18 protein-coding genes are annotated in these 16331 nt (G+C 59.0%); 14 read left to right on the top strand and 4 right to left on the bottom strand.

Annotated elements, in window-relative coordinates:
- Positions 1 to 16: 16 nt before the first annotated feature.
- From BLS75_RS07465 to BLS75_RS07405, 12 genes are all read left to right on the top strand, one after another.
- The gene (locus tag BLS75_RS07465; RefSeq protein ID WP_072452429.1) at positions 17 to 1507 is read left to right on the top strand and encodes an aldehyde dehydrogenase; all 1491 of its coding nucleotides are present in this window, start codon (positions 17 to 19) and stop codon (positions 1505 to 1507) included.
- 55 nt (positions 1508 to 1562) lie between these two features.
- Positions 1563 to 2843, top strand: a complete 1281-nt coding sequence (locus tag BLS75_RS07460) for an NAD(P)/FAD-dependent oxidoreductase (RefSeq protein ID WP_011060641.1) — start codon at positions 1563 to 1565, stop codon at positions 2841 to 2843.
- Positions 2844 to 3094: 251 nt separating this feature from the next.
- Positions 3095 to 3643 (top strand): cupin domain-containing protein, encoded by a 549-nt coding sequence (locus BLS75_RS07455; RefSeq protein WP_011060642.1) that lies wholly within the window; start codon positions 3095 to 3097, stop codon positions 3641 to 3643.
- A 149-nt stretch (positions 3644 to 3792) separates the two neighbouring features.
- On the top strand, positions 3793 to 4728 hold the full coding sequence (locus tag BLS75_RS07450) for a PoNe immunity protein domain-containing protein (RefSeq protein WP_072452427.1): 936 nt from the start codon (positions 3793 to 3795) through the stop codon (positions 4726 to 4728).
- 149 nt (positions 4729 to 4877) lie between these two features.
- A complete protein-coding gene (locus BLS75_RS32040) occupies positions 4878 to 5375 on the top strand; it encodes an HNH endonuclease (protein WP_143031422.1) in 498 nt (165 codons plus the stop codon).
- Positions 5376 to 5970: 595 nt separating this feature from the next.
- Entirely contained in the window at positions 5971 to 6960 is a 990-nt protein-coding gene (locus BLS75_RS07440) for a DUF2971 domain-containing protein (protein ID WP_072452422.1), read from the top strand.
- 364 nt (positions 6961 to 7324) lie between these two features.
- Positions 7325 to 7603: a hypothetical protein gene (locus BLS75_RS07435; protein ID WP_072452420.1), complete on the top strand. Its 279-nt coding sequence runs from the start codon at positions 7325 to 7327 to the stop codon at positions 7601 to 7603.
- A gap of 233 nt (positions 7604 to 7836) precedes the next feature.
- Positions 7837 to 9285 (top strand): PAAR domain-containing protein, encoded by a 1449-nt coding sequence (locus BLS75_RS07430; protein ID WP_072452418.1) that lies wholly within the window; start codon positions 7837 to 7839, stop codon positions 9283 to 9285.
- Positions 9282 to 9677 (top strand): hypothetical protein, encoded by a 396-nt coding sequence (locus tag BLS75_RS07425; RefSeq protein ID WP_072452416.1) that lies wholly within the window; start codon positions 9282 to 9284, stop codon positions 9675 to 9677. The genes BLS75_RS07430 and BLS75_RS07425 overlap by 4 nt, the downstream gene beginning before the upstream one ends.
- Positions 9678 to 9910: 233 nt before the next feature.
- Positions 9911 to 10546, top strand: a complete 636-nt coding sequence (locus BLS75_RS07415) for a hypothetical protein (protein ID WP_176876722.1) — start codon at positions 9911 to 9913, stop codon at positions 10544 to 10546.
- Entirely contained in the window at positions 10543 to 10941 is a 399-nt protein-coding gene (locus tag BLS75_RS07410) for a hypothetical protein (protein ID WP_072452415.1), read from the top strand. The genes BLS75_RS07415 and BLS75_RS07410 overlap by 4 nt, the downstream gene beginning before the upstream one ends.
- Positions 10942 to 11143: 202 nt before the next feature.
- Positions 11144 to 11503, top strand: coding sequence for a hypothetical protein (locus BLS75_RS07405; RefSeq protein ID WP_072452414.1), 360 nt, complete (start codon positions 11144 to 11146; stop codon positions 11501 to 11503).
- Between the two features lie 134 nt (positions 11504 to 11637).
- Here BLS75_RS07405 and BLS75_RS07400 read toward each other — a convergent pair whose 3' ends face one another.
- Positions 11638 to 13158, bottom strand: coding sequence for a 2OG-Fe(II) oxygenase (locus BLS75_RS07400; protein ID WP_072452413.1), 1521 nt, complete (start codon positions 13156 to 13158; stop codon positions 11638 to 11640).
- Positions 13159 to 13263: 105 nt separating this feature from the next.
- On the opposite strand from BLS75_RS07400, the gene BLS75_RS07395 reads away from it, so the two are divergent.
- Positions 13264 to 13872, top strand: a complete 609-nt coding sequence (locus BLS75_RS07395) for a TetR family transcriptional regulator (protein ID WP_072452412.1) — start codon at positions 13264 to 13266, stop codon at positions 13870 to 13872.
- Positions 13869 to 14555, top strand: coding sequence for an HD domain-containing protein (locus BLS75_RS07390; protein ID WP_072452411.1), 687 nt, complete (start codon positions 13869 to 13871; stop codon positions 14553 to 14555). The genes BLS75_RS07395 and BLS75_RS07390 overlap by 4 nt, the downstream gene beginning before the upstream one ends.
- A 102-nt stretch (positions 14556 to 14657) precedes the next feature.
- Here the strand turns inward: BLS75_RS07390 and BLS75_RS07385 are convergent, their stop codons facing one another.
- From BLS75_RS07385 to BLS75_RS07375, 3 genes are all read right to left on the bottom strand, one after another.
- On the bottom strand, positions 14658 to 14903 hold the full coding sequence (locus tag BLS75_RS07385; RefSeq protein ID WP_143031421.1) for a hypothetical protein: 246 nt from the start codon (positions 14901 to 14903) through the stop codon (positions 14658 to 14660).
- A 120-nt stretch (positions 14904 to 15023) separates the two neighbouring features.
- Positions 15024 to 15815 (bottom strand): SDR family oxidoreductase, encoded by a 792-nt coding sequence (locus BLS75_RS07380; protein ID WP_072452409.1) that lies wholly within the window; start codon positions 15813 to 15815, stop codon positions 15024 to 15026.
- A 40-nt stretch (positions 15816 to 15855) separates the two neighbouring features.
- Entirely contained in the window at positions 15856 to 16323 is a 468-nt protein-coding gene (locus BLS75_RS07375) for an SRPBCC domain-containing protein (protein WP_072452408.1), read from the bottom strand.
- Between the last annotated feature and the right edge of the window lie 8 nt (positions 16324 to 16331).

Raw genomic sequence — 16331 nt, 5'->3', positions numbered from 1 at the left:
GCGTTGAGTATTTGCCATGACTAAATCCCGCAGCGACTGGGAGCAGCACTTCCAGTCCCTCAGCCTCGAAGGCCGTGCCTTTATCGACGGCCAGTACTGCGCCGCCGCCAGCGGTGCCACCTTTGAATGCCTGAGCCCGGTGGACGGGCGCTTCCTGGCCAACGTTGCCAGCACCGATCAGGCCGATGCCGATCGTGCGGTGGCCGTGGCGCGCCAGGCGTTCAACAGTGGCGTCTGGTCGGGCAAGGCACCGGCCGAGCGCAAGCGCATCCTCACGCGCTTTGCCGAACTGATCCTTGAGCACCAGGAAGAACTGGCGCTCCTGGAAACCCTGGACATGGGCAAGCCGATTGGCGACTCCATGGCCATCGACATTCCGGCCACGGCCAACGCCATCCGCTGGAACGCCGAAGCCATCGACAAGCTCTACGACGAAGTGGCGGCCACGCCCCACGACCAGCTGGGCCTGGTGACCCGGGAACCGGCAGGCGTGGTAGCGGCCATCGTGCCGTGGAACTTCCCGCTGATCATGGCCAGCTGGAAATTCGCCCCGGCCCTGGCGGCGGGCAACTCGTTCATTCTCAAGCCGTCGGAAAAGTCGCCGCTGACCGCGATCCGCATCGCCCAGCTGGCCCTGGACGCCGGCATCCCCAAAGGCGTGTTCAACGTCCTGCCGGGTTACGGCCACACCGTCGGCAAGGCCCTGGCCCTGCACATGGATGTGGACGTGCTGGCCTTCACCGGCTCCACCGCCGTGGGCAAGCAACTGTTGGTGTACTCCGGCGAAAGCAACATGAAGCGGGTGTGGCTGGAAGCCGGTGGCAAGAGCCCCAACGTGGTGTTTGCCGATGCCCCGGACCTGCGCGAAGCCGCCGAGGCGGCGGCCGCAGCCATCGCCTTCAACCAGGGCGAAGTCTGCACCGCCGGCTCGCGCCTGCTGGTGCAGCGCTCGATCCGCGAGCAGTTCATCCCGCTGCTGGTGGAGGCCCTCAAGGGCTGGAAACCGGGCCACGCCCTCGACCCCGAGACCCGGGTCGGCGCGGTAGTGGACCAGCGCCAGCTGGAGAACGTGCTGCGCTACATCGAGATCGGCAAGGAGCAGGGCGGGCAACTGCTGGCCGGCGGTGTCCGCACCCTGGAAAGCACTGGCGGCCTGTATGTCGAGCCGACGATCTTCGACGGCGTGACCAACGCCATGACCATCGCCCGGGAAGAAATCTTCGGCCCGGTGCTGTCGGTCATCAGTTTCGATACCGAAGAAGAAGCGCTGCAGATCGCCAACGACAGCATCTTCGGCCTGGCGGCCGGGGTCTGGACCGCCAACCTCAGCCGCGCCCACCGTTTTGCCCGTGGCCTGCGGGCCGGCAGTGTGTGGGTCAACCAGTACGACGGCGGCGACATGACCGCGCCGTTCGGCGGCTTCAAACAGTCCGGCAACGGCCGCGACAAGTCGTTGCACGCCTTCGACAAATACACCGAGCTCAAAGCGACCTGGATCAAGCTCTAACTCTTATAACAACAGCGGCGGCGGGCCTGGGCCCGTACCCGCTGGGGAATTTCTCATGCAAACCTACGTGAACAGCTACTACGCGGCGACCCGCAACCAGACCACCGACTACCCGCAACTCGAAGAGTTGGTGGAGTGCGACGTCTGCGTGATCGGCGCCGGCTACACCGGCCTGTCCTCGGCCTTGTTCCTGGCGGAAGCCGGCTACAGCGTCACCGTGCTGGAAGCGGCCAAGGTCGGCTTCGGCGCCAGCGGGCGCAACGGCGGGCAACTGGTCAACTCCTACAGCCGCGACGTGGACGTGATCGAAGAACGCTACGGCGAAAAAAGCGCCGAAGTGCTCGGCAGCATGATCTTCGAAGGCGCCGACATCATCCGCCAGCGCATCCAGCACTACGACATCCAGTGCGACTACCGCCCCGGTGGCATCTTCGCCGCCCTGAACAACAAGCAGCTCAAGGGCCTGGCGGAACAGAAGCGCAACTGGGAGCGCCTGGGCAATAACAACCTGAAGATGCTCGACAAGGCGCAGATCGACCGCGAAGTCGGCACCAAGAACTACATCGGCGGCCTGCTGGACATGCAGGGCGGCCACATCCACCCGCTGAACCTGGCCCTGGGCGAAGCCAGCGCCATCATCGGCCTGGGCGGAAAGATCTTCGAACAGTCGGCGGCGGTGGAAATCACCTACGGCGAACCCAACGTGGTGCGCACCGCCAAGGGCGTGGTCCGCGCCAAATACCTGCTGATCGCCGGCAACGCCTACCTGCAGCAGGACCTCGACCCCCGCGTCACCCGCAAGAGCATGCCCTGCGGTTCGCAGATCGTGGTCACCGAGCAACTGCCTGAGCAACTGGCCCGCAGCCTGATCAGCAACAACTACTGCGTGGAAGACTGCAACTACCTGCTGGACTACTTCCGCCTGACCGGCGACAACCGCCTGCTGTACGGCGGTGGCGTGGTCTACGGCGCCCGGGAACCGGATGACATCGAGCAACTGATCCGGCCGAAGATCCTCAAGACCTTCCCCCAGCTCAAGGACGTGAAGATCGACTACCGCTGGACCGGCAATTTCCTGCTGACCATGTCGCGCATGCCGCAATTCGGCCGTATCGAAAAGAACGCCTACTACATGCAGGGCTACAGCGGCCACGGTGTTACCTGTTCGCACCTGGCGGGCAAGCTGATTGCCGAAATGATCCGCGGCGACGCCGAGCGCTTCAACGCCTTCGCCTCCCTGCCGCACATGCCGATGATCGGCGGGCGCACCTTCCAGGCCCCGTTGACCGCCATGGGCGCCGCGTACTACGCCCTGCGCGACCGCTTCGGCATCTGAATGTGCACTGCGGCTACAGCCTCCACCCTGTAGCCGCTGCCGCAGGCTGCGACGAGGTCCGCAGGACCTCCCGACGCCCCCCCGACAACGCCCACATTTCCCCCGCGGCACCCCTCATCGCCAGTCTTTACAGCTTGCGTGTCAAACATGTTTAAATAGCCGCCTTTTCAGGCTCCAGGGCAGCCAAATCGCGACGTTCGCGACCCAACCGCCGCAAAAATACCCTTAAGTACTTCTCACATAAGGCTGTTATGGACACGGGCACCCGACTCAAACTCGTTCGCGAAAGCTACAAACTCTCCCAGCGCGAGCTGGCCCGTCGTAGCGGCGTAACCAATGCCACCATCTCCCTGATCGAACAGAACCGCGTCAGCCCCTCCGTCAGCTCCCTGAAAAAGCTGCTGGAAGGCATCCCCATGTCCCTGGCCGACTTCTTCACCTTCGACCAGCCGCCCCGTGAGCACCAATACGTGTTCCGCGCCAACGAACAGCCCGACCTCGGTCGCGACGGCCTGCGCCTGTTGATGATCGGCGCCCCGGTGGCCAACCGGCAGATGCGCTTTCTGCGCGAGCAATACGCCCCCGGCGCCAGCTCCGGCGAAGAAGCCATCGTGCATGCCGAAGGCGAGGAGTGCGGCCTGGTGACCCGCGGCACCGTGGAGTTGACCGTGGACGGGCAAGTCAGCGTGCTCAACCCGGGGGATGGCTATTACTTCCCCACCACCTTGCCCCACAGCTTCCGCAACATTGGCCAGGATGAGGCGGAAATCATCAGCGCCAACACCCCGGCGAACTTCTAAGGGGCCGGGTAACTGATCCGGCTCGACCTGCTGCAACCCTATCCAGCCTGCGCCTTGTGTCGCGGGCTTTGTTTTTTAGACCGGTGACTGCGCGTTGCCGCGCTTGCCGGCAATGCCTGGAGCGGGCGCCGTTCAGGTAAGGAAGACCCATGATCAAGGACAGACGACAAGCATTCCTCAGCGCAGCGCGCCTTGCGAACTTCTTCAGCAACTACCAGCACAGCGTGGAGTTCTTTACCGAGAACACCTTTGAGTCCGACTCCGAAGCCCAGGAAAAGTCCCTCAGGGCCCGGCATTTCCAGAAGTGGATCTTCAAGGAAATCCTCATCCGCTACACCGCCGGCCACAGCATCGACCTGCTGATTCCCCTGCTGGAAACCCTGGTGGGCAGCTACGAACACCTGCAAAGACAACTGGCCGAATACAACCAGATTCCGAACATCACCCCCTTGGCGATCGACGACTGGCTCGACCAGTACCAAGAGTGCGTCCAGGTGTTCAGCCTGTGCATCCTGCTGCACCGCACCGACCTGCTCCAACGCTTCGTAGCCCTGATCGACCCCGCAGGCTACGCCGGGGACGACACCCTCTACGAAGACCTGCTGTGCAAACTGCTGCCCGACCGATATGACGTCGATGACTGGTACCACGACGTCTACACACCGCTGATACAAGCCATCTACGCCGACGACCCAACCGAGGCCAGCGACCTTCTGCAGCAGTACTGTGACGACTGGTACCCCGCGTTCGAACAGGCACCCTGGCACGACAGCCACCTGCAAGGGGACGAGGGCAGCTATTGCGGGTATTGGGCGTTCGAGGCGGCAGCCATCGCCTTTCTGTATGGCATCGATGACAGCGGGGTCGAGCACAGGGTCTATCCCAAGGATCTGGTGGCCTATGCGAGGAACCTTCGGCCGAGCCACCCGAAACATGTAGCGCCGGTGGTGGCGGGGCAGTCCTGCAGCAAAGCCGGTTATTGGTTTACCCCGGCGGAGCCGGAGTCGCGGCGCTGCTTTGCGCAGGGGGAAGTGATGCCGGCGTTTGAGGGGGGAGCGGTTTGGTATTGGGTGGCGCAGGGGTAGGGGTGGGCTGCCATTCGTTGTAGCGTTTTCCAACGCTAGTTTCTGGTCGAGTGCAGAAGGGGCTGCTATCGACTCAACGGCATCGTCCTTGAGCGGCAGTTTTCGGTCAGCAGTGGACTGCCCCTCGTCCGACGTACATGAGGTGCTTAATGGATAAACCCGCGATCACCGGCTTAGTGATTGATCGCAACTCATTGATGCCGGGCAAAGGCTACTTTGAGTTGTCTGGTCGACAGCCTGAGGACTTTGCCTGTTGGAGGGCGGAAACTGAAAAATCGAAAAACTTCGATTGGTTGCCATTTGAAGGTTCAACTGATCGATCAGAAGTAACAATCTATCGGATAATTCGCGACACATTGCTGGCGCGGCGAGTCAAACAACTACACAACTACCAATGCCAGCTCTGTGGTCACACGATCGTACTCCCCGATGGGAGTCGGTACGCCGAAGCCCATCATGTACAGCCACTGGGAGCCCCCCATAACGGACCGGACATATTGGAGAACATCGTCTGCGTGTGCCCGAATCACCACGCCGAGCTTGATTACGGCGCGCGCACTCTCAACCAAGCCGACCTCCGACCAGCAGAGGGGCACTCCCTTGGCTGCCGCTATCTGGCGTACCACAATACGAGGTCCACAAGGTGACTTAGGTACCTGCAAACAGAGAGGACTCCGTAACATGGCCACGCCTACCAAATTGGATCGCCTTGCCTTTTCGTTTTTTCGCGAATTCGCACGCTGCGAATATTGCCTCAAACTGTTGGGCTTTTAGAGGGTTCCTCACGCAAACCACAGGCCGACTGGGGCACCTTTGCAGTACAGGTGATCGCAGTTTTTGATGTGCCACCGAATGCCGAAACTGAAGACGCGATCCAGTACTACCTTACTCATCCCCCTAAAAAACAAGTGTTTTAGACGGAGCTCCCAGTTGGTCGACGACGCTTCCCTGTCATCGGAGCCAAGCAGAATTCGTTCTGTGCTTCGTGTACCGAGTGAGGAACAGCTTGTTCCATGGGGAAAATTCAACGGCCACTACAAAGGAGCGAGGAATTACTTTATCAAAGGCTGATAATCCTACGAGCGGTAGGATCAGGCCACCCCAAGGTTCGCGAAGCCTATGCGAATCGGGCTGACTGATCGGCCCTTTTTGGGAAAGTTTTAACAATTCGGCAAGATTGAGAGTTTTATCCGACCAACAAGCAGCAGACGCTCCCAACCAAACCCCATAACCAAGAGATATATGAACAGATTCCTTTACAAATACATGCCTTTAAGACCGGACTTCTTTAAAAATCCAATGATCCGGGCAACTCCAGTCTTGGATCTGAACGATCCTTTTGAAGGGCACTTCAACAAAAAACAAGTACGCGACGCAGATCGAAATCAAAGAGAATATTACAAGAGAAATGGTGAAAAGGTTTACGAAACTGACGACGCAGAACTCAATGACAGCATGGGAGTAATCCAAAGCGAACTATTCGATCTAGGAATTCTCTCCTTTACGGAAGACTACAACAACCCCCTCATGTGGGCTCACTATGCCGACGACCATAAAGGAGTAGTAGTCGAGTTCGACTTTAGCGTTCCATTTTTTGCGGACTCACTGAAAGAGGTTAATGGCCGCAAAAGTCGATTCGGAGAAAGCTATCTTGCTGATTTTTTTGAGCTCCCAGAGAAAGTTGATTATCGCAGAGAAATGCCAAGCTTTGAGAGACCGGAGCTTTCAGCACCGGATTCAATGAATGAATTTCACTGGAACAAATTCAATCGCGCAATACTATTCACCAAAGCAAATGATTGGATTTACGAAAAAGAACAGCGATCTATTGTCCAGTTAAAAGACGCTGATTCAATAATATGCAACGACAATCCGCACATTAGAAAGCAATGCACTCTCGACCCTAGTATTGAGCTGGTAGAGTTAAAAAATAACAAAATACAAGTAATCTATCCTAATGAGTACGAGATGCATGAGGAAATGGGGGATCAAAGCATAAAAGCCGAGATTCACCTTTTATCCACCGACTATAAAGAGCCAGCTATTCATTTATTTAGAATCAATCCTCTGGCCATTAGTGGAGTATATTTCGGATGCAATGCCATTGAGTCTTTATCTTTGGAAAATATAGAAAGAAACTCAGCCCTGAAGCATCTGATCAATATTTATAAGATGCGTATCAATGACACGGAGTATCAGTTAACCCCCGTCAAACTAACAAAAAATAGCTAGGCGACCCCTAGGGGTACCTGATTGTGACGATGGCAGATGGCTGCTTAGGGTAGCTTTTGGTCGTTTACTGCAGGTGCTGACCGTCAGCTCCTGGCCGAAAACGGTCTCTTGTAAGAGGTTGCTTCTGGGCGAAGGCAGCCTTTCACAAGCAGATCACTGTGTGTTTTTGAAACGAAAAACCGAACGATCTTTTACCCAGAAACTGTCATCGAGCGAATACCACTTCTATAGTCCAACATGTCACCGCAACTTAAGTGACTGGTCATCGCGGGCCAAAAAACTATGGGCATAAACCTCGTCTCTTAGCCGATTCCATTTGGCTGTTTGACGGCGGTAAAGACTTGTCTCTCATGGAGTTTCACCAATGACCCGCACACCTACCTGCAACCCCATCCCGCTCACCCGCAACGACACCGACCATCCCGTCCTTTACCTGGACGCCAACGCCTCGTTATCCGATCTGTATACCTGCGCTCAGCAACGCATCGGCGCAGCCCGCAATCTGCTGGAAATCCTTGATTGTGCTTCTGGTCCGCAGGACCTCTCACAGATCCGTTTTGCCATCGGCCTGTTGCTCAGTGATGGCTTCGATCTGCTGCGTACCTTGGGTGATAGAACCTTGGGGCAGGTTGATCCTGCGTAACCCCGATTGAGTGCTGAAGAAACGAAAAAAGGCGACGCAATGCGTCGCCTTTTTGCTTGAACGGGGCGCTTTCCAGAGATCGACTCTGCGCCTGCTGTCCTACCTCTGCCGTCGGCCTCAGCTCCGCTCACCGTTTTTTGAGAATTACCTTAGGGCCCCGCCCGAACTCCTGCGTTAGCGTCTCCTGGCTCCCGGACGGGAGGCCCTTTCACCCGAAGCGCAGGAGATGCCAAATGATCTCTTCCTCACGTTTGGGCGACAGCCATGTCTGCCCGCTGCCGGGGCACGGCACCACCGCCATTGTTACTGCCTCCGACGACGTCATCATCAACGGAATGGGCGCGGCCCGGGTCGGTGATGCCTGTGGCTGCGGCGCGGTGATTACCACAGGATTCCCTTCTGTTCTGATCAATGGCCGGCCCTTGGCCCATGTGGGCAGCCTCACCAGCCACGGTGGCACCATCGTCAGCGGCTCTGGCAATACCTTCGGCGGCTCGCTTTTCGCGCCCGCCGACGGCGCCGCCATCGTCAACTTCGCCACGCTGGGCGCCATCCGCGCCGATGGCTCGGTGGATGAGTCGCGCATGGCCACGCTGCTGGCCGATCCGGCGCTGACGGAAAAAGCCCAGGCGGCCAATGCGCTGGTCAGCCCGTTGGCTGCCTCCACGGCGGCCCTGCAGGAGGGCGTCGAGCCGGGGTTTCATATCGTCGAGCAGCCCATGTCCCGCTCGGCACTGGAGTCCATACTCTTCGCCACGCCCGATAGCGCCGTGCTGGAGAAGTTTCACCGCCTCAACCCGCAACTCAGCGACTACGCCAAGCCGGGGCAATTGATCGTTCTCAGTGATCCGGCCAACGTCCAGTGCACCCGTGAGGAGGCCTGGCTGATGGAGGCGGCGGAGAAGGTCAACGCGGCACTTGAGCCCATGAGCGATGAAGAGGCCAGTTTCCTGGCGCGCCATCGTGATCTGTTGGAGTCCTTTGCCTCCCAGGGATCGACCGCGCTGGGCGTCGGCGCCGCGATCTTCGCCAAGAACCTGGAGGATGTTAAAGCCTCGCTGCGGGATATTGAGAGCTTGCATCAGCGTACTTTTCAGCAGCATGGGCATTTGCGTTCTGTCGAGTTTTTTGCCGAGCGCAAAAGGTTGCTGGCGCAATTGGATACTCGGCTGACTGCCTTTACCCGCAAGGGGATCGGCTTTCCCGAGCATCCCAAGTTGAAAGCGGCGCTGGGGATTTCCAGCCGCAGCCTGGTGCACCACTGGAAACTGGCTGGGGCACCGGGGCAGATACCGGGGTATGCGACGAATATGCAAGGCGTGGCAAAGGCGTCTCAGTATGTGAAGCGCTTGGGCTGGCTGGGTGTGGGGTTGGGTGGGGGCGCTTCGTATCTGAAGGTTCAGGAGGTGTGTACGGCGGGCAATGTTGAGGCTTGTGAACGGGTGAGATTGACAGAGGGAGGCAGTTTTATTGGGGCTGTCGGTGGTGGTATGGCGGCGGGCACGATATTGACGGGTTCTGTTGCAAGCTCCGTTTGTGTGGGGTTAGGAGTTCCTACCCTGGGTGCCGGAGCTCTGGTTTGTGGACTAATAGTTGTAGGGGTTGGTTCTTATGCTGCTGGCACTGCAAGTGGTCTGGTGGGAGAAAAGGTAGGAGAGCGGATCTATGAGATGCAGAAATGAACCTAGTCAGTACCGTGTATGAATTTTCTGTCCTTCTGGGCGCCGTGGCTCTATCGGGGATTTTCGTTTGGATGGGCGTCTGCCTGTATTGGGGATATACCCAGGTCGATGAGTTTCTGGAGCGTCTCAAGCATTGTTCTGCCGTCATGAACCTGGCTCCGCTTAAGCAGGGCGGTCCTTGGGCAAGGTTGTTGTTGGTCGGGGGGGTGACGTCTATCGTAACTTTTCCACGTGTATATCTTAAGAATGGCGGTGTCAGTGTGGAGGATCTCGATAGTTTTCCGCAGAACTTGAAGAACAGGTTTGCCGTATTGCAGTGGGTTGGGCGCGGACTCATTGCGGGACTGCTTATATCTGCCGGAGCGATAAAATTAATAGAACTGAGTGTCTGAGTTGTTCGGGGGGAGGGTGTTAAGTGCAGCCTGTGGACAAACTCTCCGGCGAGCTGGTTTATAACCCACATCTTTCCATTCAGCCTATTCAGCCGTTCGCGTACACCAAGGGTAAAAATGCAACTGACAGCGCGCTCATCATTGACGCCATGGACTTGCTGTAGCCCTTTGCCTCCCAGGGATCGACCGCGCTGGGCATCGGTGCCGCGATCTTCGCCAAGAACCTGGAGGACGTGAAAGCTTCGCTGCGGGATATCGAGAACCTGCATAAACGCACCTTCGAGCAACACGGGCATTTGCGTTCTGCCGAGTTTTTTGCCGAGCGCAAAAGGTTGCTGGCGCAGTTGGATGCTCGGCTGACTGCCTTTACCCGCAAGGGGATCGGCTTTCCCGAACATCCCAAGTTGAAAACCGCACTGGGGATTTCCAGTCGCAGTCTGGTGCATCACTGGAAACTGGCTGGGGCACCGGGGCAGATACCGGGGTATGCGACACACGTACAGGGCGTGGCAAGGGCATCTGCGTATGTGAAGTACGCGGGCTGGCTAGGTATTGGGTTGGGAGGTGGCGCTTCCTATATGAAGGTTCAGGACGTATGTACGGCGGGAGATAGGGAGGCTTGTGAACGGGTGACACTGACTGAAAGTGGCAGCTTCCTGGGAACCGTGGGTGGTGGGGCCGCCGCCGCCACTTTTTTATCCGGTGCGGCTGCCGGAACTTTATGTGTGGCTTTGGGAGTGCCCACAGGAGGTATGGCTACCTTTATATGTGGACTTGTAGTTGTAGGAGGTGGTTCTTTTGCGGCTGGCGCTGTCGGTGGAACTTTAGGCGAGTTTTCCGGTGAGCTGATTTATAAGGGAAGCAGATGAATTCGATTGATTTTATTGAAGCCGCTCTAGGTATCGCATCTGGATCGATTATTCTGGGGCTGTTTGTCTGGATTGGAGTGTGTCTGCAGCTGGCATATACCCGAATGGATGAGATGCTGGAGTTGCTGAAGAATTGCCCGGCAATTATGACTCACACTCCACTTATGCAGGGCGGGCCCTTTGGCAGATTATTGTTAGTAGGGCGAATATCCGGAGTTGTTACGTTTCCAAGGATCTATCTTAAATCTGGCGGGGTTAGCATTGATGATTTGAGCAAGATGCCTACGCCGCTTAAGAGAAAGCTAGCAGTATTGCAGTGGAGTGTGATCTGGTTGTTAGTGGGGATGTTGGTATGTGCTGCCGGTATAAAGCTGATAAAGCTTTGTGGCGGCTGAAGCATTGTGTCGACACCAGGGAGCGGTTGAGTAATGGCTAGAAGTGATCCGTCCCTGAGCTTGTAAGCAGATAGCTAAGAACGACTATTCATCACAGATGGCAATGACCCGCAGATGGCTGCCCCTGCGCATCGTGCAGCTCGGGCACCGTCGATGTTGGTTAGAATGGCGTGTTGAAGTCCATTGCTCGCAAGGGAGCCCAATGAGCACTGAAAAGCCAGAGCTTTTGTTCATCCTTCAAAGGTTTCTAGATAAGGTTTATGAGAAGGCTTCGAAAAACCAGAGTGGTTTACTCAGAAGAAACCATGGCCATTACACATACGCGAATGAAATGCTCTTCGTCTACGTGACCATTTTCCCTAAAGAGGTTGAGCTTGTTTTTGAGGGCAGGCAGGTAGGTAACGGGGTTTTTAGTGTTGCTTTGGATATGTGCATGTCCAGTGGAGAAGTACTGGCTGGCGACCTGCTGTCTCTGAACGGGAGATGCGAGGAGATCAGCGCGGCATTGGCCTCGCAAGAAGATTGGGTATTGACCCTGTTGTTAAAGTGCTTGGGCAACTGAGTCTTTTTTCGAGAGCGCGGACACCGCAGGCGTTCCGGTTTGCCGGTACGCGAGCGCCGAGTTTATGCAGTGACCGCTCCTGGGCGAAAACGGACCCGGCCGCTAGGCAGGTGGCCCGGATGCCGCTGCCCGCCTCAACGCTGGACCGGGTCGCCATGCACCATGATCCGGCCGTCATATCCACAGCTGATCCAGCGCCCGGCGCCGGTGGGGAGTACATCGGTTGCAAAGTTGTCGTGTGAGCCGATGCTCACCCCTTGCCGTGAGGGCAGGTTCCAGCGCTTGACGAATCCGTCCTCGCCGCAGGTCAGCAGCATGTGTCGCGCCTCGAAGCGCACGCGCCGCACAGGCCCGTCATGAGCGGCAAGGCAATCCAGGAGCGCGAGCATCGGTTCGGTCGCTAGCAGGTGCACCGCGCCGTCGAGATCACCAGCGGCCAAGGTGACGCTGCCATCGGCGTCGATCCAGCTCGCCAGCGTCCTCAGGGGGCGGCCCAGATCGAGCACTCGTACGCAGTTCCGCTCCTCGGGTTGCCACAGCCTGACGGTTCCGTCCTCCGATGCGGTGGCGAAACCACCGTTGGCCGTAGGCGCGATCGCCCAGACCCAGCAGGCGTGGGCCTGACGCTTGTCCGTGGCACCTGTCGCCAGGTTCCAGACTGTCACGCGACCGTCAGCAGCCCCGGTCACGAGGCGGTCAGCGCCTAACCTTGCCGAGGACAGGACGGCCGAATCCGATGTGCCGACCAACCTTGACTTGCCGGTCGCCAAGGACCAATGCCGGATCGTACGATCCCGCGAGTGAGAAACAAGCTCGCCAGGCGCCACGTCCACCAGACCCAGAATGGATTGTGTATGTCCGTCAAGCTGGCCCAGGCACCGGCCCTCGCGATCCCACAGCCGGATGGTTGCGTCACGCCCGGCGCTTGCCAATCCCCTGTCGCCAAGGTCGGCAAGCGCCCATACGTAACCGCGGTGGCCCGGCTGGAAGGGGCCGTCGACGTGCAAGGATTGCTGTGGCTCGTACATCAGGTCACTGCGCATGACGTATTTTTGGCCAGCGTCCACTAAGGCGCCGGCGTGCCAGAGTGTGTGGTCGAATACGATCAGGCTGCCCTTTCGCGGGCGCAGCCTGAGCGTGGAATCCCGGTTCGACATGGCTGCGGACCGTCCCTCGAAGAACACGGTCTCTCCGCCGCTGAATGCATCGTCGTTAAGATAAATCATGAAAGTCAGGCGTGACTGTTGGTGCTGGCGATGGTGTACACCATCCTGATGGGCGCGGAACTGGGTGCCGGGCCGGTAGCGGCAGAAGCGCAGCCGCTCATTGATGCCGACCGGACGCCAGCCGTCCTCATCGATCACCGTCCCGAGCCTCGGCAACCGCAAGGCGCAGTGCTTCAAGCGTTCGAATAGCCGCCCGGCCAGAGCAGGGTCGTCTGCCACGATCCGGTCATTATCGCGGTAGGAGGACGGGTAGTCAGACCCTGCGCTGGCGAACCCGCACTGCTCCGTGGCTTCTATCAACGCTTCGCACTCGCTGGCCGAAAGAAACCCGTGGACCAGGACACACCGCACCTTGTCACCCAGCGGTAGCTCGACCGAGGCTGACGTAGCAGTGGCCCCCGCCATCAGTTTTTCAGCGAAGGAATTCATCGTGATCTCCAAAGTTGGTCTGATAACCAATATTTGGAAAGCTAGGGTGTGGCGGGGTCGATGTCAATGCTAAGCTGGTCGCGCAACCAACATTGGAAAGGTGACATGGCACGGCGCTCGAACACTGATGAAAGACGCGGCCAGATCGTGGCGGCACTCCAGGCCGTCATGGCCAAGGCCGGCTACGCTGGCGCAACCGTAGCGGCCATCGCCCGGCATGCGGAGCTAGCGCCTGGCCTCGTGCACTACCACTTCAAGGACAAGCGCGAGATCTTGGTGGCACTGGTCGACTCACTGGCCGGCTACGCCCATCAGCGCTACGAGTCCCGGGCCGCTGCGGCCGAGACGGCCGAGCAAAGGCTTCAGGCCTACATTGCAGCACACCTTGCCTACGGTTCGGACGCGCAGCCCGATGCGGTCGCGGCATGGGTGATGATCGGCGAGCAGTCGGCCCACGACCCAGACGTGCGTGAGGTCTATCAGGCCGTGCTAGCGGCGCAGATGAAGCTTCTCAAGGGCCTGCTCCGGCAGCGGTTCGCCGAACGCGGACGCCGCGCCCGAGGGCTCGACGCGCTGGTGGCGGGCATTACCTGCTTTATCCAGGGGGCGTTCACGCTGTCCACTACGGCGCGGTCACTGCTGCCGACGGCTTTTGCCGCACCGACGTTGATCGCCTGGGTCGAGCGGTACATTGATGGGGAGGAGGAGCGATGAGGGGAACGCCAGAAGGGCGCAACCTCTTTCCGGCCGGCGCGCACGGCGCCCCCGAGGTGCTTGATGGTGTGGATTTCGCCGCCTGGGCTCGCCTCTGGGCGGAGCTTGGCGCCGGCTGCCCGCCGCGAGCAACCTATGAAGAGCTCCTTCGACGCTACCGCGAGCCCCATCGTGCGTACCACAACGGCCAGCATTTGCAGGAATGCCTCCAGGTGCGCCGGCTCATCAACGCAGCCTGCCATGCCCCCGCTGAGGTCGACCTCGCACTCTGGTTTCATGACGCCATATACGACCCTCTTCGCAGCGACAACGAGCTGCGCAGTGCGCAATGGCTGGACGACGTGGCACGCGATAGCGGCCTGGGCGATGAAACCCGACGCAGGCTTTACGGCCTGATCATGGTGACGCGGCACGACGGCGCTCCAGCGTCGGTAGACGAGGCCGTGTTGGTGGACACGGATCTGGCGATCCTTGGGGCATCGGCCGCGCGGTTTGAGGAGTACGACCGCCAAGTCCGTCGCGAGTACCGATATGTACCGCTGTTTGTGTACCGCCGAAAGCGGCGCCAGGTCCTGGAGGGCTTCCTGGCACGCGGGCGTATCTATACGACCGCACCCTATTTCGATGCATTTGAACAGCAAGCCCGCGTCAATCTTGCAAGCGCCATCGACCGCCTCGGCTGAGGTACGGACCCCAGTGGGAGGCGGGAATTTCGCCTTTGCAGGTGCCTGGCCATTCTGCAGTTCAAGCCGTCACCGCAAACAGATGACGGGGCATAGCGGGCCCTAAAAAAACTGGTTACAGGTCACACAGGCTGCGTCCGGGAAAAGTGCGCCATGATCGGTTGTGCCACCTTCGGGAAGCATTCCTCCTTTATCAATCCGATCCTGGACGTTCCAGATGTACCTGAGCTCATCCCGGCCGGCGCGGGAGTCGTGAACCTTCAGGCGTTGGTGCAGCGTTTTTTCGGGTTTCTTGATGATTTTTCCTGTGTGCCAGCCATAGGGGACGAGCGGGTAGGGCGCTGCCATCGTCAAATGTGCCACTCCGGACGCCAGCCATGCCGACGGCCCTGTGGATGGGCCGTGCATGGTCGCGCTGTGGCCGATCCGGCCCTTACGGAAAAAGCCCAGGCGTTCGGCCAGAGGCCCTCAGTGGGGCAGGAAGTGGCCTCCGTTGACATCCAGCTGTGCGCCGGTAATGGCCTTGGCGTAGTCGCTGGCCAGATACAGCGCCGCCATGGCGCAGTCGTGGTCCTCGGGGATTTTGCGCAACGCAATCTGCTGCGCGACCTGGTCGATCAGCGACGCTATCGGGACGCCGAGGCGCTTGGCTTCGCCCTCGAAGTAGCCGATCACCGGTGCGCCCCACATCCAGCCCATGAAGGTGGAGTTGACGCGGATGCCAAACGGGCCGAGGTCCTGGGCCAGGTACTGCACGGCGGTTTTCAATGCACCCTTGGAGACGGCATAGCCGGACTCCAGCTGGTTGGGAGTGCGGGTGGCCATGGTGTTGATCATGACGATGCTGCCCGACTTCTGTTGTTTCATCTGTGGCAGCACGGCCTGGGTCATGTGCATGGTGCCGAACAGGTTGACGTCCATGGTCTTGCGCCAGTCGTCCATTGACGACTCGGAGGAGCTGCCCCATGCGCCATGGGCGTAGGCCGAGTTGATCAATACGTCGATCTGGCCGAAGTGCTCGACCGTCAGCTCGGCGAGTGCCTGGCACTGTTCGGCCAGGGCGATGTCGGTGGGGACTTTCAGCACCGGAGTACTGTAGCCGGCGTCGCGGACGGCCTTTTCAGCCTGGTCCAGTTTGCCAGGGGTGCGGGTGGCCAACACCACGGCCTGCGCCTGATATTGCGCGGCACGCACGGCCAGTTTGATGCCCAGGCCAGGGCCAATGCCTGAAATGATGACGACTTTGTCTTTCAGCAACATGGCAACTACCTTCTTGTTGTTTTGCTCATGAATGGGGCTTTCAGGTGCGGCTGGCGTGCAGTTCTTCGGCACGTCGCTTCAGATCCAGGGCCATCTGGTCGAAGCCGACTTTTACCCAGGCTCCGTGTTCACGCATGATCGTGTCCTGGTTCAGGCCAAGGAAAATGTCAGTGGTGAAGTAGCTGCAGCGATTGGCGTCGAGTGCTTCGATGTATTGATCGCGGCGAGCGGCGTCCATGTTTTCCGGGACCGGGCGCTGCTCCCAGGACAGCAGTCGTTCCGGCTCGCAGGCCACCAGGTATTCGTTGACCGGGACGGTGCCGTCGGTACCGGGGATACGGACCTGCATATGCACTGGAGCGCCCAGCTGCAGGCTGCAGATAATGCTCGGACAAAAGCTGTTCCACTCGTGGTACTTGTCCAGGTCGATCAGCACCTCCCAGACCACACGGGCAGGGGCGTTAATTTCCACCTTGTGGGATGTCACGATGTTTGCGGCTTTGGCCATGGTTCCTC

The organism is Pseudomonas sp. NFPP12, from assembly GCF_900103205.1.
Classification (GTDB): Bacteria; Pseudomonadota; Gammaproteobacteria; order Pseudomonadales; family Pseudomonadaceae; genus Aquipseudomonas; species Aquipseudomonas protegens.
The sequence above is the reverse complement of the archived record's forward strand: the minus strand, read 5'-3'. Positions and strand labels throughout refer to the sequence as shown.

Excerpts from the sequence above, each read along its gene's own strand:
- BLS75_RS32040 (WP_143031422.1), top strand. The coding sequence starts at position 4,878 with ATGGATAAACCCGCGATCACCGGCTTAGTGATTGATCGCAACTCATTG.
- BLS75_RS07450 (WP_072452427.1), top strand. The coding sequence starts at position 3,793 with ATGATCAAGGACAGACGACAAGCATTCCTCAGCGCAGCGCGCCTTGCG.
- BLS75_RS07395 (WP_072452412.1), top strand. The coding sequence starts at position 13,264 with ATGGCACGGCGCTCGAACACTGATGAAAGACGCGGCCAGATCGTGGCG.
- BLS75_RS07410 (WP_072452415.1), top strand. The coding sequence starts at position 10,543 with ATGAATTCGATTGATTTTATTGAAGCCGCTCTAGGTATCGCATCTGGA.
- BLS75_RS07465 (WP_072452429.1), top strand. The coding sequence starts at position 17 with ATGACTAAATCCCGCAGCGACTGGGAGCAGCACTTCCAGTCCCTCAGC.
- BLS75_RS07405 (WP_072452414.1), top strand. The coding sequence starts at position 11,144 with ATGAGCACTGAAAAGCCAGAGCTTTTGTTCATCCTTCAAAGGTTTCTA.
- BLS75_RS07460 (WP_011060641.1), top strand. The coding sequence starts at position 1,563 with ATGCAAACCTACGTGAACAGCTACTACGCGGCGACCCGCAACCAGACC.
- BLS75_RS07380 (WP_072452409.1), bottom strand. The coding sequence starts at position 15,815 with ATGTTGCTGAAAGACAAAGTCGTCATCATTTCAGGCATTGGCCCTGGC.
- BLS75_RS07375 (WP_072452408.1), bottom strand. The coding sequence starts at position 16,323 with ATGGCCAAAGCCGCAAACATCGTGACATCCCACAAGGTGGAAATTAAC.
- BLS75_RS07455 (WP_011060642.1), top strand. The coding sequence starts at position 3,095 with ATGGACACGGGCACCCGACTCAAACTCGTTCGCGAAAGCTACAAACTC.
- BLS75_RS07430 (WP_072452418.1), top strand. The coding sequence starts at position 7,837 with ATGATCTCTTCCTCACGTTTGGGCGACAGCCATGTCTGCCCGCTGCCG.
- BLS75_RS07385 (WP_143031421.1), bottom strand. The coding sequence starts at position 14,903 with ATGGCAGCGCCCTACCCGCTCGTCCCCTATGGCTGGCACACAGGAAAA.
- BLS75_RS07440 (WP_072452422.1), top strand. The coding sequence starts at position 5,971 with ATGAACAGATTCCTTTACAAATACATGCCTTTAAGACCGGACTTCTTT.
- BLS75_RS07400 (WP_072452413.1), bottom strand. The coding sequence starts at position 13,158 with ATGAATTCCTTCGCTGAAAAACTGATGGCGGGGGCCACTGCTACGTCA.
- BLS75_RS07390 (WP_072452411.1), top strand. The coding sequence starts at position 13,869 with ATGAGGGGAACGCCAGAAGGGCGCAACCTCTTTCCGGCCGGCGCGCAC.
- BLS75_RS07425 (WP_072452416.1), top strand. The coding sequence starts at position 9,282 with ATGAACCTAGTCAGTACCGTGTATGAATTTTCTGTCCTTCTGGGCGCC.
- BLS75_RS07435 (WP_072452420.1), top strand. The coding sequence starts at position 7,325 with ATGACCCGCACACCTACCTGCAACCCCATCCCGCTCACCCGCAACGAC.